The 14,709-nt window shown below is 39.8% G+C and carries 17 protein-coding genes; 10 read left to right on the top strand and 7 right to left on the bottom strand.

Going from position 1 to position 14,709, the window contains the following annotated elements:
- Positions 1 to 24: 24 nt before the first annotated feature.
- Entirely contained in the window at positions 25 to 378 is a 354-nt protein-coding gene (locus MST17_RS06875; protein WP_180026411.1) for a hypothetical protein, read from the bottom strand.
- A gap of 200 nt (positions 379 to 578) precedes the next feature.
- Entirely contained in the window at positions 579 to 1,613 is a 1,035-nt protein-coding gene (locus tag MST17_RS06880; protein ID WP_180026410.1) for an AraC family transcriptional regulator, read from the bottom strand.
- A gap of 141 nt (positions 1,614 to 1,754) precedes the next feature.
- Here MST17_RS06880 and MST17_RS06885 point away from each other — a divergent pair, with 141 nt between their 5' ends.
- From MST17_RS06885 to MST17_RS06895, 3 genes are all read left to right on the top strand, one after another.
- Positions 1,755 to 2,525 carry a 3-hydroxyacyl-CoA dehydrogenase gene (locus tag MST17_RS06885; RefSeq protein ID WP_078188564.1) on the top strand — a complete coding sequence of 257 codons (771 nt, stop codon included), beginning with the start codon at positions 1,755 to 1,757 and terminating at the stop codon, positions 2,523 to 2,525.
- Positions 2,526 to 2,844: 319 nt separating this feature from the next.
- Positions 2,845 to 3,981 (top strand): acyl-CoA dehydrogenase family protein, encoded by a 1,137-nt coding sequence (locus MST17_RS06890; RefSeq protein WP_078193952.1) that lies wholly within the window; start codon positions 2,845 to 2,847, stop codon positions 3,979 to 3,981.
- 310 nt (positions 3,982 to 4,291) lie between these two features.
- Positions 4,292 to 5,935, top strand: a complete 1,644-nt coding sequence (locus MST17_RS06895) for an AMP-binding protein (RefSeq protein ID WP_180026409.1) — start codon at positions 4,292 to 4,294, stop codon at positions 5,933 to 5,935.
- Positions 5,936 to 6,097: 162 nt separating this feature from the next.
- Here the strand turns inward: MST17_RS06895 and MST17_RS06900 are convergent, their stop codons facing one another.
- From MST17_RS06900 to MST17_RS06910, 3 genes are all read right to left on the bottom strand, one after another.
- Positions 6,098 to 6,613 (bottom strand): pyridoxamine 5'-phosphate oxidase family protein, encoded by a 516-nt coding sequence (locus tag MST17_RS06900; protein ID WP_180026408.1) that lies wholly within the window; start codon positions 6,611 to 6,613, stop codon positions 6,098 to 6,100.
- A 133-nt stretch (positions 6,614 to 6,746) separates the two neighbouring features.
- The gene (locus tag MST17_RS06905) at positions 6,747 to 7,217 is read right to left on the bottom strand and encodes a transposase family protein (RefSeq protein WP_257246855.1); all 471 of its coding nucleotides are present in this window, start codon (positions 7,215 to 7,217) and stop codon (positions 6,747 to 6,749) included.
- Complete coding sequence (locus MST17_RS06910) at positions 7,165 to 7,560, bottom strand: transposase family protein (protein WP_071851480.1); 396 nt, start codon at positions 7,558 to 7,560, stop codon at positions 7,165 to 7,167. Before MST17_RS06910 ends, MST17_RS06905 begins: the two co-directional genes overlap by 53 nt.
- Before the next feature lie 625 nt (positions 7,561 to 8,185).
- Here MST17_RS06910 and MST17_RS06915 point away from each other — a divergent pair.
- The 7 genes from MST17_RS06915 to MST17_RS06945 all read left to right on the top strand — a co-directional run bounded on the left by MST17_RS06915 (position 8,186) and on the right by MST17_RS06945 (position 12,639).
- The gene (locus MST17_RS06915) at positions 8,186 to 8,914 is read left to right on the top strand and encodes a HesA/MoeB/ThiF family protein (protein WP_180027057.1); all 729 of its coding nucleotides are present in this window, start codon (positions 8,186 to 8,188) and stop codon (positions 8,912 to 8,914) included.
- A 58-nt stretch (positions 8,915 to 8,972) separates the two neighbouring features.
- A complete protein-coding gene (locus tag MST17_RS06920) occupies positions 8,973 to 10,271 on the top strand; it encodes an AarF/ABC1/UbiB kinase family protein (RefSeq protein ID WP_180027033.1) in 1,299 nt (432 codons plus the stop codon).
- Between the two features lie 83 nt (positions 10,272 to 10,354).
- Positions 10,355 to 10,735: a dihydroneopterin aldolase gene (folB, locus tag MST17_RS06925; RefSeq protein WP_078188558.1), complete on the top strand. Its 381-nt coding sequence runs from the start codon at positions 10,355 to 10,357 to the stop codon at positions 10,733 to 10,735.
- Complete coding sequence (locus MST17_RS06930) at positions 10,692 to 11,141, top strand: 2-amino-4-hydroxy-6-hydroxymethyldihydropteridine diphosphokinase (RefSeq protein WP_180007921.1); 450 nt, start codon at positions 10,692 to 10,694, stop codon at positions 11,139 to 11,141. Before folB ends, MST17_RS06930 begins: the two co-directional genes overlap by 44 nt.
- A 161-nt stretch (positions 11,142 to 11,302) precedes the next feature.
- Positions 11,303 to 11,881, top strand: a complete 579-nt coding sequence (locus MST17_RS06935) for a DedA family protein (protein WP_257224029.1) — start codon at positions 11,303 to 11,305, stop codon at positions 11,879 to 11,881.
- Between the two features lie 77 nt (positions 11,882 to 11,958).
- Positions 11,959 to 12,165, top strand: a complete 207-nt coding sequence (locus MST17_RS06940) for a hypothetical protein (RefSeq protein WP_180027034.1) — start codon at positions 11,959 to 11,961, stop codon at positions 12,163 to 12,165.
- 6 nt (positions 12,166 to 12,171) lie between these two features.
- On the top strand, positions 12,172 to 12,639 hold the full coding sequence (locus tag MST17_RS06945) for a hypothetical protein (RefSeq protein ID WP_180027035.1): 468 nt from the start codon (positions 12,172 to 12,174) through the stop codon (positions 12,637 to 12,639).
- A 58-nt stretch (positions 12,640 to 12,697) separates the two neighbouring features.
- On the opposite strand, the gene coq7 is transcribed toward MST17_RS06945, so the two are convergent.
- Together coq7 and MST17_RS06955 are read right to left on the bottom strand one after the other, a co-directional pair.
- The gene (gene coq7 / locus MST17_RS06950; protein WP_078188555.1) at positions 12,698 to 13,333 is read right to left on the bottom strand and encodes a 2-polyprenyl-3-methyl-6-methoxy-1,4-benzoquinone monooxygenase; all 636 of its coding nucleotides are present in this window, start codon (positions 13,331 to 13,333) and stop codon (positions 12,698 to 12,700) included.
- A 3-nt stretch (positions 13,334 to 13,336) separates the two neighbouring features.
- Entirely contained in the window at positions 13,337 to 14,656 is a 1,320-nt protein-coding gene (locus MST17_RS06955; protein ID WP_180027036.1) for an MFS transporter, read from the bottom strand.
- Positions 14,657 to 14,709 lie beyond the last annotated feature (53 nt).

Consider the following 14,709-nt stretch of genomic DNA (forward strand, 5'->3'; position numbering starts at 1 on the left):
TTGTTTTTGATATTCGATCAATACTTACATTGGGTAGTCTTGTAAGCTATCGAAAACTTCAACTTGTTCTAAAGCTGATGTTTCTACTGCAAGACAGTACGCAATAATTTTTGCAGTTGCATTTACTAAATTTTCATCTTTTAGATTTGCACCCGCTTGAATTGCTTCAATGTCATCCGCTTGGATATCCAGTGCATGAGCAACTTCAACTGCATTTTCAGTGCTAAAAAATTGTGAGATCAAATTTTGCAAATCGATATCTGCGACAGTTTTAAGCTGTTCATGAAACAGTTCATCAATTGCGTCAATCTGAGTGAAAAGAGAATCTGAAAAGTTTTGAACAAGTTGCTGTTCAAGAACATCAATCATCTTAAGCATAGGAAAGCCTTTCAAGGAGATGCAGGAGAATTGGAAAATAAATAAGCAAAACGCTTTAAATTGAGTGAAAAATAACCTAATTAGACTAAAGTAGCAATCATTCAAGGATGAATGGTCAGTCTATTTATTGAATATTTTTAAGTTATTGATTTTCTATTAATTAGATGAATATTCAATTTATAAATAGCGAATATCAAATTCTAGGCCTTGAATTCAGGCGCATTATTTTGTCGATATGCACCAGGACTGACACCTGTCCATTTTTTAAAAGCCCGATGAAAAGCACTCGGATTATGAAAATTTAGTTCTTCACTGATATCTTGCAAGCTTTTATCGGTATGGGTTAAAAAATCGATGGCGGTATCACGTCGGATATCATTTTTGAGTTGTTGATAACTCACACCTTCACTTTTAAGACGGCGATGCATGGTGGCTTCAGACATATTCATTTTGACTGCCAACTCATAAAACTCTAACCATTCAGCAGGAGAAACATCTAACAGTTGTTTACGAATTTGGCTGCTGAGCGCATAGGGGTTTTTAAATCGCACTAAGAGGTTTTCAGGCGTTTGTTGTAGGAATTGATACCATGAACGTGTGTCTTGTTTGATGGGAAGGGTTAAATAACTGGCATCTAGCTGAATATAGTTTTGACTGGCTTGGTAATGAATATTTTCACAGAAGCGAACTTTATAGTCGTGATCATCAAGCGGTGCATCACATTTAAATTGGATTTGGTTTAATAAAATCCGTTGTCCACTCAGCCAGCACAGTAGCGTGTGGATGAGCATCAAATATGTTGCATAGCTGAACATGCGTTTAGGCGCTTGTTGGTCATAGATCACGATATAAGCAAAGTGATCTTCAATGGTTAAATCACTATGCAAGTCATCTAAAACCAGATTTAAAAATTGTAGGATTTGCTTAAGTGCATCCCCCAAGGTGCTGTTATGCATGACCATTTTCGAAAGTAGTTTAAAACTACCACGTCGCATGGCATGCCGATCCATGCCAAAAAATTCATCATCCATCACATCTGCAAGATGAGTCCATAAAGCCGCATATTGAGAAACAGAAACTCTGGTTTTACTCGATAGCAGTAACTCAGAGGGAATACCCGCCTTTTGTAAAATAGCAGAAATATCAAATTGCTTTTTTTGCGCATCGTATAATGCTTCATGCACCAAGTCGATTGAAATCGTCCCTTTGCTGTATTCGAGTCCATGCTTCGGCATATGTGCGGATAGGTCCTTGTTCAGAATTGTCCAAATACATCAGAAAAGATGCAACATTTGGAAATTGTACTGAATAAATTCTCTGTTTACTCTGCATCTTAAGTCGAATTTAAAACAAGACATCGTAAATAGGGAATTGATATGGACATTAAAGGAAAAGTTTTTGTTGTGACTGGTGGTGCATCAGGACTAGGCGCTGCGACAGCAACACATCTGATTGGCCTGGGTGCAAAAGTGATTATTGTGGATATGAATCATGAGCATGGCGAAGCGATGCAACGTCAACTGGGTGATCATGCCAAATTTGTTCAATTGGATGTCACTGATGAACAAGCGGTCGGCGCTTTCTTTGCACAAGTTGAAGCGGAATTTGGTCAACTTAATGGCTTAGTGAACTGTGCAGGTATCGCACCTTCTGCAAAAGTTTTAGGTCGTGACGGATTACATGATTTGGCGATGTTCCAAAAAGTATTAAATATTAATGTTTCAGGTACATTCAACATGCTGCGCTATGCGGCACAACTGATTGCTAAATATGAATTAAAAGCAGGTGAAGAAGAGCGTGGCGTGATTGTGAATACGGCGTCGGTTGCAGCTTTTGATGGTCAAATTGGTCAGTCGGCTTATGCAGCATCTAAAGGGGCAGTGGTTGCAATGACATTACCTCTTGCACGTGAGCTTGCACGTGAGTCGATTCGTGTGATGACCATTGCTCCGGGCATTATGGAAACGCCGATGCTCAAAGGCTTGGCACAAAATGTACAAGATGCTTTGGGGCAAATGGTGCCTTTCCCACCACGTTTAGCAAAACCACAAGAGTTTGCAAAATTAGTGACGCATATTTTTGAAAATGCTTATCTCAATGGCGAAGTGATACGTCTTGATGGCGCGATTCGTATGCAGCCTAAATAGTTATTTATTAAAACTGCTTATTCAGGATTCTACGACGGAGTCTTATCGAGAATAACTTCGTTGACAGTAGCTCATCTCGTTACTTTTGTTTCGGCAAAAGTAACCAAAACCATTGTCATTTGCAAAACTCGTCATCAAGCATTTTTTTGATTTATAGGTCGCAGAAACATTTGAGATTAATGGCGTCCTGCGTCAGACAGTTGCAAATGGCGTCGTCGTGTATCCAACTTTGCTTTATACAGCCAAAGAATTTTTAATTCCGCAGTTATCCAAAAATTAAAGCTATACGCGCTATAAAAGATTTAGAAAAGGAAGTCCCATGATTTTAAATGATGAACAAAAAATGGTTCAGGACATGATGCGAAGCTATTCGCAAGAAAAACTGAAACCAACGGCTGCTGAGCGTGACAAAACGGCAGCATTTCCTGCACAAGAGCTAAAGGAACTTGGTGAGCTAGGTGCTTTAGGCATGACGGTTTCGGATGAATGGGGTGGTGCAGGTTTAGACTATGTGTCTTTGGTTGTTGCCTTAGAAGAAATTGCTGCTGGCGATGGTGCGATTTCCACAATTGTTAGCGTACAAAATTCACTGCCATGTGGCATCACGCAGCGTTATGGTACAGAAGCACAAAAAGAAAAATACTTAAAAAAATTAGCCACTGGCGAATGGTTAGGTTGTTTTTGCCTAACAGAACCACAAGTGGGTTCAGATGCGAGTGCGTTAGAATGTAAAGCGGAGCGTGATGGTGATGAGTGGGTGTTAAATGGCACCAAGCAATTTATTACTACAGGAAAACATGCCCAAGTAGCCTTGGTTTTTGCGGTAACGGATAAATCTGCAGGTAAAAAAGGGATTTCGTGCTTTTTAGTACCGACGGATGCACCTGGTTATATCGTATCGCGATTAGAAGACAAAATGGGTCAGCATTGTTCCGATACAGCAACTATAGTTTTAGATGACTGTCGTATTCCTGCGGATAGTCTTTTAGGCCAAGAGGGTGAAGGCTATAAAATTGCCTTATCGAACTTAGAGTCAGGTCGAATTGGTATTGCAGCGCAGTCTGTGGGTATGGCACGAGCAGCATTAGATGCAGCCGTTGAATATGCCAATGAACGCAAGGCATTCGGCGTAGAGATTGTACAGCATCAGGCCGTGGCATTTCGCCTCGCGGATATGGCTACCCAAATTGAGGCGGCTCGCCAATTGATTTTCCATGCAGCGACTTTAAAAGATGCAGGTTTTCCATGTTTAAAAGAAGCCTCGATGGCGAAACTTTTTGCATCGACGATGGCTGAACGGGTGTGTTCAGATGCGATTCAGATTCATGGGGGTTATGGTTATGTATCTGATTTTCCAGTAGAACGCATTTATCGTGATGTGCGTGTCAGTCAAATCTATGAAGGTGCATCGGACATTCAGCGGCTGGTGATTGCACGTGAAGTCACCAAAGGGTGAAAGGTTAAAAAATAGACTTTAGTCGATGTTCAAACCCTGCAATGGCGTTGATGGTTATGGAAATTGCAGGGCACATCCAAACATGGTTATCTAGGTATACACAGTCTAAGAATAGGTAATTTACGAATAGATTGTCGAAGAGTATAAGTTTCAAAACTAAAAAACCGACATTGCAATCGGTGTATAGAAAAGCAGTAAAAGCGGATGTGGCAAAGGAATCGTCACTAGTACGCAGCGGTACAACAACAAGATCAATAAACCTCAAAGTCTTGCACTTTGAGTCATAGAGAACAGGATAGGAATTGTCGTCATGAAGACACTAGAACAAGCATATCGTGATTTTAATTTTGAAAAGATTGTTACAGAACAATTGGTCGGTACGCCAAGTTCTATAAACGCTTATGATGAATGTTGTGGGCGCTATGTTGGGCAAAATAGAACTGCGCTGATCTGGGAAGGTAAAAATGGTGAATCTGAGCAATGGACTTTTGAGCAATTAGATTTAGCTTCTGCACAATTGGCAAATTATTATCAGCGCATTGGATTGAAAGCAGGTGATTGCATTGCAGGTCTATTACCCCGCACAGCAGAGTTATTGATCACCGTATTGGCAACATGGCGTATAGGGGCAATTTATCAGCCTTTGTTTACGGCATTTGAGTCCAAAGCGATTGAGCATCGGGTGCAAACTGCGGGAACAAAGCTGATTGTAACCAACACTGAGCAACGATCAAAACTCAATCATATTGATTTACCACATATTTTAACCGTGCATGCCGATCAAGCAATTCAGACAGATCCTGACTTTTGGTCAGAGCTGCAACTTCATGACACCACATATAACTCAGTACCACGTTCATTTGACGATGAATTTTTAATGATGTTTACATCGGGAACGACCGGTTTGGCCAAGTCTGTACCTGTGCCACACAAAGCGTTATTGGCATTTAAAGGGTATATGACACATGCGGTTGATTTGCGTGATGAAGATTCATTTTGGAATTTGGCAGATCCGGGTTGGGCTTATGGTTTGTACTATGGAATTGCAGGGCCATTAAGTTTAGGACACAGCATTATTATGGATGAACGTGCTTTTAGTGTTGATCATGCACTTCAAGTCATCAAAAAATATAAAGTCAGTAATTTGACCGGTTCACCAACGGCATTTCGTATGTTCTTTGGTTTTAAAGAAAAATTTGATGAATCCCTAAAATCACATTTACGGGTTGTGAGTAGTGCAGGAGAGCCACTAACGCCCGAAGTGATTCAATGGTTTAATCACGATTTAAACGTCAATATTTATGACCAATATGGGCAAACAGAACTCGGTATGGTGATTGCAAATCATCACGCTTTAGAACACTACAAAAAAGTGGGTTCAGCCGGTTTTGCTATACCGGGTCATCGTTTCGCGGTGCTTAATAAAGACTATCAAGAAATTGAACGCGGTGGCATTGGAACATTGGCATTAGATTGGTCGCAATCTCCACTCATGTGGTTCACAGGCTATGGTGGCAATAACCGTAAAGCCTTTGTCGGGAACTACTATTTAACCGGTGATACCGTTCGTTTAAACGAAGAAGGCGGCATTGATTTTGTAGGTCGTGCAGACGATGTCATTACAACGTCAGGCTATCGTGTAGGGCCTTTCGATGTGGAAAGCACATTATTAGAGTGCGAAGAGGTTTTAGAATCGGCAGTTGTCGGTAAGCCTGATCCTGAGCGTACAGAATTGGTCAAAGCTTTTGTGGTATTGAAACCACAATATCAAGCAAGTTCAGAACTCATGGATAAGCTACAAGCCTATGTGCGATCTCGTTTATCCAAGCATGCTTATCCAAAAGAAATTGAATTTGTAGATGGGTTGCCTAAAACATCGAGTGGAAAAATCCAACGTAATCTGTTGAAACAACAAGAAGTGGCCAAAGCGCAATTAATGCAAAAGGTCAGTTGAGTCAATTTATATACGCAAGAAAGGCTGCATGATGCAGCCTTTTTTAAATTGATGTTTGAGCTGGTGAAACCATTCATTCGAGATCATATATGTATTTGACTAACTATGGGACAATCCAAATTAACCTAAAATTAAAGCATTCATTCAAATCAATAAAATCATTTATTTTAAGTTCAGGGTATTATGTTCAGTATCAAGTTCTTGAGTTTTACCCGTTAAATTGCCCTTCAAAACTTTGAATAAATGGGTGACTTTATTGTCTTTGACATTCCAAAATTCTGCACTAATAGCATTAGCTATCAAAACGCGAACAGTAGGATCAGTCTTGCCATCGAACCAGTTTTCAGCCCAAGGATTCCATAATTTATCGATTAGGGCCGCATCTGTACTGATTTCTCCATGAGCACTAATTGATACATAAATATCGTCTGAAGATTTAGCGAATGCTAATCCAAGATGATTACGACCTGCATTGACTGCCTCTACAAGGTCATTATTTTCTTTCATAAGAAAATAGATATTTTCATGCTCATTCATCTTATCAGAATTAAGCATGGTCATGGGTTGAGAATGAATTTCTTGCTTGTCAGTAACATGGCTAATCATGGTGAAACGCACGTCTTTAATGAGTTCCCATAATTTTTGTCGCTGATCTTGTTCAACGTATTCTTGTGACATTTTATTCTCCACTTTTAAGTAATCACTTTGGGGTAAAGGGGTAAATATGACTGAGCACAAAGTATTTGAATAATGTGTGTTAGCTCATAAGTTTATCTAACATATTGTGTCAGCAATAGATTTCTTTCATAAGTCATTTTTCACTCAGCTCCAAGTTATAAATTCCAGCAATTAGATTGAATCTTAATGCTAGTCTTTTGCCTCGATTGCGATATCGCTCAGCAAGAATTTTGAAGGTTTTCAAACTGCCAAATACATGCTCAATTCCAATTCTTCTTTTATTGATTTCCTGATTATAGATTTTTAGTTCGGAATCCAGTTTACAGCGCTTCTTTGCTTTTAATGGCAACAAGCTATTTGGATACACTGTATAAATTCCCTGATAACCCTTATCCGCAAGGATAAATGCACCTGCAGGAATCTGATTCAAGTTACGTCTGAAGAGTTCGAAATCATGTACGGCACCACGACTCGTACATAAACTCAGGATTTTTTGAGTTTGATAATGAATGATGGCCTGTACTTTGAAAGTGTGGATCTTTTTCTTGCCGCTATAGCTTTTCTTCTGTTTTTTTAGGCCTTTGGATTGGAATTTCTGTGGCATCCACGATCACAACATTCCAATCGATGCCTTCGCCCTCGGGTAAATCTTTGGGTAAATTAAAGAGATTGGACCGAATCAGGCAGTCTTCAACATGACGGACAATTCTTGAGGCTGTGGGCTCTGAAACCCCGTAGCTCGTCGCAACGTGAAATAAGGTTCGGTATTCCCGCCAATAGCTTAGACAGAGCAGAACCTGGTCTTCCAGGCTTAACTTGGGCGGTCTGCCTTTGGCAGGGACATGTTTCTTCAATTGCTCAACCATCAAATAGAAAGTTGACCATGAGATGCCTGTGTATCGCTTGAACTGAGGATCAGAAAGCTTGTTTGAATCGATGTATTTCATCCGCAGATTATGCACGAATGCTAAGAAATCCAGAGTGCAAATATTAACCAAAAAGAAGATCGTTTTTTGATTTATGAAAGAGATCTAATTTAATTCTCACTGAATTCATACATATACCTACGGATTAAATCTCTTTGCATACATAAACGCTTAAAATGTCTTGAATTAAGTTTTATTTTTTGAGGCTAAGGTAGAAAAGAATCATTAAAATGAATCTAATGTAAGCAGCTCTAGTGCAACTAAATATGGTTAAAAATATAACTATATTTATTATTTTTAAAACATGTATACGCTATACCTCTATGATGTTTCTACATACTAAGGTGTTTGAGATACTGTATTTTAAATTGTGTAATTGAAGATACGCTAACTAAGAAAAATACCATGTCTACAGAGCATTTATTTTAACTTTAAGCTGTATATTGTCTTGCTCAAATAGCAGGGTGTTTTTACACTGTTTCGGGTTTGTACTCGAACAACATTTGATGGATATCGGTGTTTTAATCTTTTGCGTGCGATATAAACTCGCCCATTTTTTATGCTTGACGAATTTTAATAAGGAAATACTTTGTCTACGTTTAAATCGAATGAATCAACATCTGAATTTGAATTAAGTGATGATGAAATGCATTTATACAGCCGTCAAATATTACTTGATGGATGGGACATCGATGCACAAGAGAAGCTAAAACTTGCCAATGTACTCATCGTAGGGTGTGGTGGAATTGGGTGTACCACAGCCGAATTATTGGCACGTGCAGGCGTCGGACAAATTACTTTAATCGATGCAGATCGAATTGAAATCAGTAATTTACAACGACAAATCGCGTATACCAAAAATGACGTAGGTTTTTATAAATCGGAAATTTTGGCTAAACGCTTACAAGCGATTAACCCGCATATCCGAGTGCAAAGCTATACCACAAAATTAGATGAAAGCAACGCAAAGGCGTTGATTTCACAACAAGATTTGGTTCTCGACGGTTGTGATAATTTCAGTACACGGTATTTGGTTAACACAAGCTGTGTGGAAAATAATGTGGCGCTGATTAGTGCTTCAGCGATCGGCTTTCAAGGGCAGTTATTTATGGTTGAAGCCGATGCTGCCTGTTATGAATGTTTATTTCCAAAAGAACAGCATGCCAATGAAAGTTTGCGCTGTGCAGACTCAGGTGTACTTGCAACTACACCAAATGTTATGGCAAGTTTGCAAGCTCATCATGCTTTGCTTTATTTGGGTTTAGGAAAGACAGTATTGAAACAAAAACTTTTGTTGTGGGATGGTCTGTCAATGAAACAAAAAATTCTCGCTTTTGAAATAGATCCCGATTGTCCAATCTGTCAGGCAAGATAAAGCAGCAAGCCCTTATTTTTTTGCTACACTCACGTTAATTATTTTTTTCTAAGACATTATGAAAAACAATATCTGGTTAGATGGAATTCGCTCGGTTGCCCGAATGGGTGAGACCGCAGTCGTTGCGGCAAAAGCCGGCTTTAAATTTGCAACTGAAAAACCAAGTAACGCAAAACTCATGCGTGAAACTTTTGAATCACTGGGTTCAACCTATATTAAATTGGGTCAATTTATTGCCAGTACACCTTCTTTATTTCCACGTGAATATGTCGAAGAGTTTCAAGGTTGTTTAGATCAGACACCTTCATTGCCGTTTAGTTATGTGCAGCAGGTATTGGCTTCAGAATTTGCTGGCCGTAATTTAGATGAAATATTTGCTTCAATTGATGAAAAGCCTTTGGCTTCTGCATCGATTGCACAGGTGCATGCCGCTAAATTGGTCAGTGGTGAAAATGTTGTTATTAAGGTGCAAAAACCGGGTGTCGAGACGATTCTCTATACAGATTTAAACGTCTTACATTGGGCTACTAAACTGGTCGAAAAAGCTGTACCCAAAGTCAAATTTGCTTCACTTGCAGATATCGTTGAAGAAATTAAAGTTCGCATGGTACGTGAGGTGGACTTTATTGAAGAAGCTCAAAATCTTGACGACTTTGTGAATTATCTGAACGTAACTCAAAACAAAGCCGCAACAGCACCAAAGGTTTATCACCAATATTCAACACGTCGTGTCTTAACCATGGAGCGTTTATACGGCGTGCCATTGACCGATTTTGACGTGGTCAAGAAAGTCGCTAAAGATCCATCGCAAGTTTTGGTGACAGCGATGAATACATGGTTTGGCAGCTTGATGTTATGTAACAGTTTCCATGCAGACTTACATGCAGGCAACCTGATGCTGCTAGAAGATGGTCGAGTAGGCTTCATCGATTTTGGTATCGTGGGTCAGTTGAAACCTGAAGTGTGGACAGCATGTATTGCGTTTATGGATGCCCTACAAAAAACTGACTACAACTTGATGGCTGAAAACATGCTGAAAATGGGCATGACGGCTGTCAAAATTGACACACAAGTCTTAGCTGCCGATTTAGAGCGTTTATTTAGCGGTGTGCTTTTGGCTGATCCACAGGAATTATTAACCTCAAATCCTGCCGATTTGAATGACATCATGATGGATATGGTACAAGTCGGAGAGCGTCATGGTATTCGCTTCCCACGTGACTTCGCTTTATTATTCAAACAAATGTTGTACTTTGACCGCTTTATGCGCATCCTTGCGCCATATACTGATATTTATGCAGACCAGCGTATTCAAATGGTGCAGACTATGGACCCTAATTTATTGTTGAAGCAATAATTTAGCCGCAAGATATAAATAAAATCCTCCTTCTTTAACAGGAGGATTTTATCGATGTTTAAGATTTTAATTTGAGTGTAAGAATGGACGCAATTATCATTGAAGGTTTGAAAGTTGAGACCGTCATCGGCTGTTTCAATTGGGAGCGTCAGATTATTCAGCCTTTGATGCTCGACCTCAATATTCAAACCAGTTTAGCGCAGGCGGCTCAGTCAGATGAGCTTGAAGATACCTTGAATTATGCTGAAATTTGCGAAATATCAGCCAAAGTCATTCAAACTGCTCAACCTAAATTGATCGAACATGCAGCAAAACTGGTGATTGATGCACTTTTCGCTACCTATGACAGCATTGAATCTATTATGATTACCATCCGGAAGCCTGCCATTATCGCGCAAGCCAATTCTGTAGGAATTCGTCTTGAACGCCACCGAAACGATTTTCGCCCTAGCTCTGGCGAGTAATTTCAATCCAAAACCGCATTTTCAACTGGCTTTACGTCAAATTCAGGCTTTGGGTCATGCTGAATTTTCCAAAATTTATGTGATTCCTTGTCGTGATGGCATTGGGGCGGATTATTGGAATGCAGCCTGTTTGGTGAAAAGCAGTTTATCTGTAGATGAAATCAGCGCCTTACTGAAAAAAATGGAAGCAGACTCAGGTCGTGTTCGTCCGTCTCATAATATCGCTTTGGATCTGGATCTGATCGCGTGGGGCGAAAGCTTAGCGCACATGCAATTTAATCCGAAAAAACTGCCTTTAGCACTCGATGTTAAAATTCCAATGTTCGATATATGGAAAAATAAGATGTTTGAACATCCAGCACATCAATTTCCTATGGTGAGTTGTCAAAAAGTTTTAGTGGATTGAGTGAATGAAACGCAATGCTTTCAAAACTCATGACGTATATTTCAAATGTCCCTAAATATCCCAAGTAGACAATAACAAAAATATTCAAATCCTGTCATGGTATGCGCTAGCGTATAGGCTGTCTCAGGATTACATTATCTTTTTAGCTTCAAAATAATGATATGAACTGGACGGATCTGATTCAGCACTATGGCTATATTGCGATTTTTATTGGCACATTGTTTGAAGGAGAAACAGTGCTGATGATTGGCGCCTATGCCGTACATCAACACATACTTCATTTTCCAATGTTGATTGCAGTGGCGATGCTGGGCAGTTTTATTGGCGATCAGTTTTATTATCAAATGGGCGCTCGCTATGGGCAAAAACTTATCCAGTCGAATGCAGAATTTGCACAAAAATTCGATCGTGCGAGCCAGTTTATTGAATGTTATCCTATTTTGACCATTTTATTTATGCGCTTTGCTTGGGGTTTTAGAACTATTTTACCTATTGCAGTCGGTGTGCGTGCTTATCCTGTTTGGAAATATGTGCTGATTAATCTAGTTGCCTGTTTTATTTGGGCGATGTTGGTCGCAATGATTGGCTTCCAAATCAGTCATTATTTACATCTATTTTGGGCGAAAATGCTGCCTTATCATCAAGATATTTACATCGTTATTGCCGTTATTTTATGTATCGTATTCTTCCGTGTGCTCTATACGGTGTTGAAGTGGTGGTGTAAGCATCATCAACATTGATAAAGTGAACGTGGCTGATCTGATAAAGTCGTCAAAACATAATTAAAAGATTTAAAGGGATATTTAGTGAGCGCAATATGGGCTTAGGTTATGGTGCGGGTGCGGGAGGTTTCCTTATTATTTGCTTTGCAATTTTGGTGCTATTTATTGTCATTGCGATTTGGTTGAGTTGGAATAATTGGTATAAAAAGCAAAAAAATCGACCATATAAAGTAAATGCGGTACTTAAAATTGGTTTATCTGGCGTATTGTTTTTCCCTTTATTTGTTGCAGTAACGCTGTGATTGTTCGTGATTTCAGATCTTAGTTCTGACTATGCAGAGTGGCAGCATCAAAAGAAAATTCATATACAGTTGCAGGAACCCTTAAACTTTGGAGAGGTTGTACTGCCTGAAGGCACGTGGATTAACCGATCATTTGAAACCGACTATACTCTGGAACAGATGACTGATATTCGTCAAGGTTTGACATCGGCTCGTTTTCCACAGCCGATTCAAATAGCTGGATTTGATGTTATTGCATTTGAGCTGCATCGTCATTTATTGCTTGAGTTGGTACATGATCAAACCGTTATGATGAATAACCAAAAAGAAATTTGTCCGGCTGGATGGCTGCTTGAGTTAGGTGGAGCTGGTTATCCGTCCACTGCACAACGTTATAGTTTGAATTTTGATTGGTTTACACCAAGTCGATGGCAGCCTATAAACTGTTTTGATGGCGAAGGAATTATTGTATTAAAGTCAAAAGATTTCTCATAAAAAAGCCTGCATCATTGCAGGCTTTTTTTTCACTATTTATAAAACTTAGCAAAAATCATTAAATGTAATAACTGGTTTTGGTCATCAGCTTAGAAATACCAGTCATGGCAATACGAACTGGAACAGGAAGGTCTACACCACCTGCATTGAGTGCTGTATCACGGTGATGCAGCTCATCTTCATTCATTTGCACTAAAATTTTACGTGAACGTTCGTCTTGTTCAGGAAGTTGGCGGATGTGATCTTCTAAATGCAGGCTCACTTGACGCTCAGTTTCAGCGACAAAACCTAGGCTGTATTTATCACCGGCAATACCTGCCAATGCACCCATCCCAAAAGAAAGGCCGTACCAAACAGGGTTGAGCAGACTGGTATGGCTGTCTAATTCTTTTAAGCGGTCTTCACACCAAGCCAAATGATCTTGTTCCTCAATCGCAGCTTGTTCCATTTCACGGCGTACGTTCGGCAGTTTCGCGGTGAGGGCTTGGCCATGATAAAGCGCTTGAGCACACACTTCACCACTATGGTTGACCCGCATTAGACCTGCCACATGGCGTGCTTCGCTGACTGCAAGTTGCGTTTTTTCAGCAACAGACGGGTTTTCACGATGTGCAGCCGTTGCTCCGGGAACTAAACTACGTAAGGCCTGATCAAATGAGTGAATAAGTTTGTCGACACCTGTAAATTGACGCATGGATTAATCCTCCAGAGAGACTTGCGTAGTTTGAAGCAAAGGTTTGATGTGTAATAGCAGCCAAATACAAAAGATAGCACTGAGCACTGCGGTTATACAAAAAAGTATTTTAATATCAATCTTTAAAACACTTAGAATGATAATTGAAAATATAGCAGAAGATACCATAAATACCGCATTTAAAATGTTGTTTGCGGCAACGACTCGTGCACGATGTGAGCGTGGAGAGTATGCTTGCATCATTGCATAGAGCGGAACGATGTAAAAACCGCCACTAATACCCAATAAAGTCACGGCAATCATGACATGGTAATAGCCCCAACCTTGATGAAAAACTTCTGAAAGGGTAATGAGTGGGCCAGTTTGAGTCGGGACGAGGGTCAAACTAAATGCTAAATACAGTGCAAATACCGTTAAACCTACAGCACCGATGGGAACCATCTTAATATTGACTTGAGTGCCGCCTAATTTACGACAAAGTAATGAACCCACGCCCACACCGACAGAGAAAAAGGTCAATAGCAAGCTAACGACATTTTCAGAGGCATGTAGGTTTTGCTGGGTCATTTGTGGAATTTGGGTGAGGTAGGTTGCACCATAAAACCAATACCACGAGTTCCCCAATAAAATGGTAAAAATCAGCGGCAAACTTTTGGCATATTTCATCGTTTGGTAACTGGTACGGAAAAAGTTCCAATCGATTTTTAAATCAGGTGTTGTGACATTTTGCTTAAGAATAAAACGACTGGTGATATAACCTAAAATGGCGATGGTCATTACCGTCAGGCTGATCCACATTAAATTGCCTTGAGATGAAGCAATCACTGCACCGCCCAAAATCATCCCGAATAAAATTGCCATGGATGTTGCCGATTGGAAGAGCGCATTGCCTGACATCAGCTCATTGGGCTTTAAAATTTCAGGCAAAATTGCATATTTGATTGGACCAAAAAATGTCGAATGGGTCCCCATCAAAAATAAAGCCAGCAACAATAACCATAAATGACCGGTCAGAAAGCCAATACTGCCGATGATCATGATGATAATTTCTAAAATTTTGATGCCACGGACAAGTTGTGAACGTTCAAACTTATCTGCGATCTGTCCCGCTGTCGCTGAAAAAATAAAGTAGGGTAAAATAAACAATAATGCAGCCAGATTGTTTAGCGTGCTGATGGGTAATGCCTGTTGTTGGATTAATCCATAGGTAATGACCAACAATAAAGCCTGTTTATAGACATTGTCATTGAGCGCCCCAAAAAATTGGGTCAAAAACATAGGCAGGAAACGGCGTGTACCTAGCAGATGTTCGTTGTTATTCATAAGCGTCTTGCTACATTAAGTTTTATTAAGAAATGTGAGTGATTGGTAAAATC

The sequence above is a fragment of the Acinetobacter sp. YH16056_T genome, from assembly GCF_024605895.1.
GTDB lineage: Bacteria > Pseudomonadota > Gammaproteobacteria > Pseudomonadales > Moraxellaceae > Acinetobacter > Acinetobacter amyesii.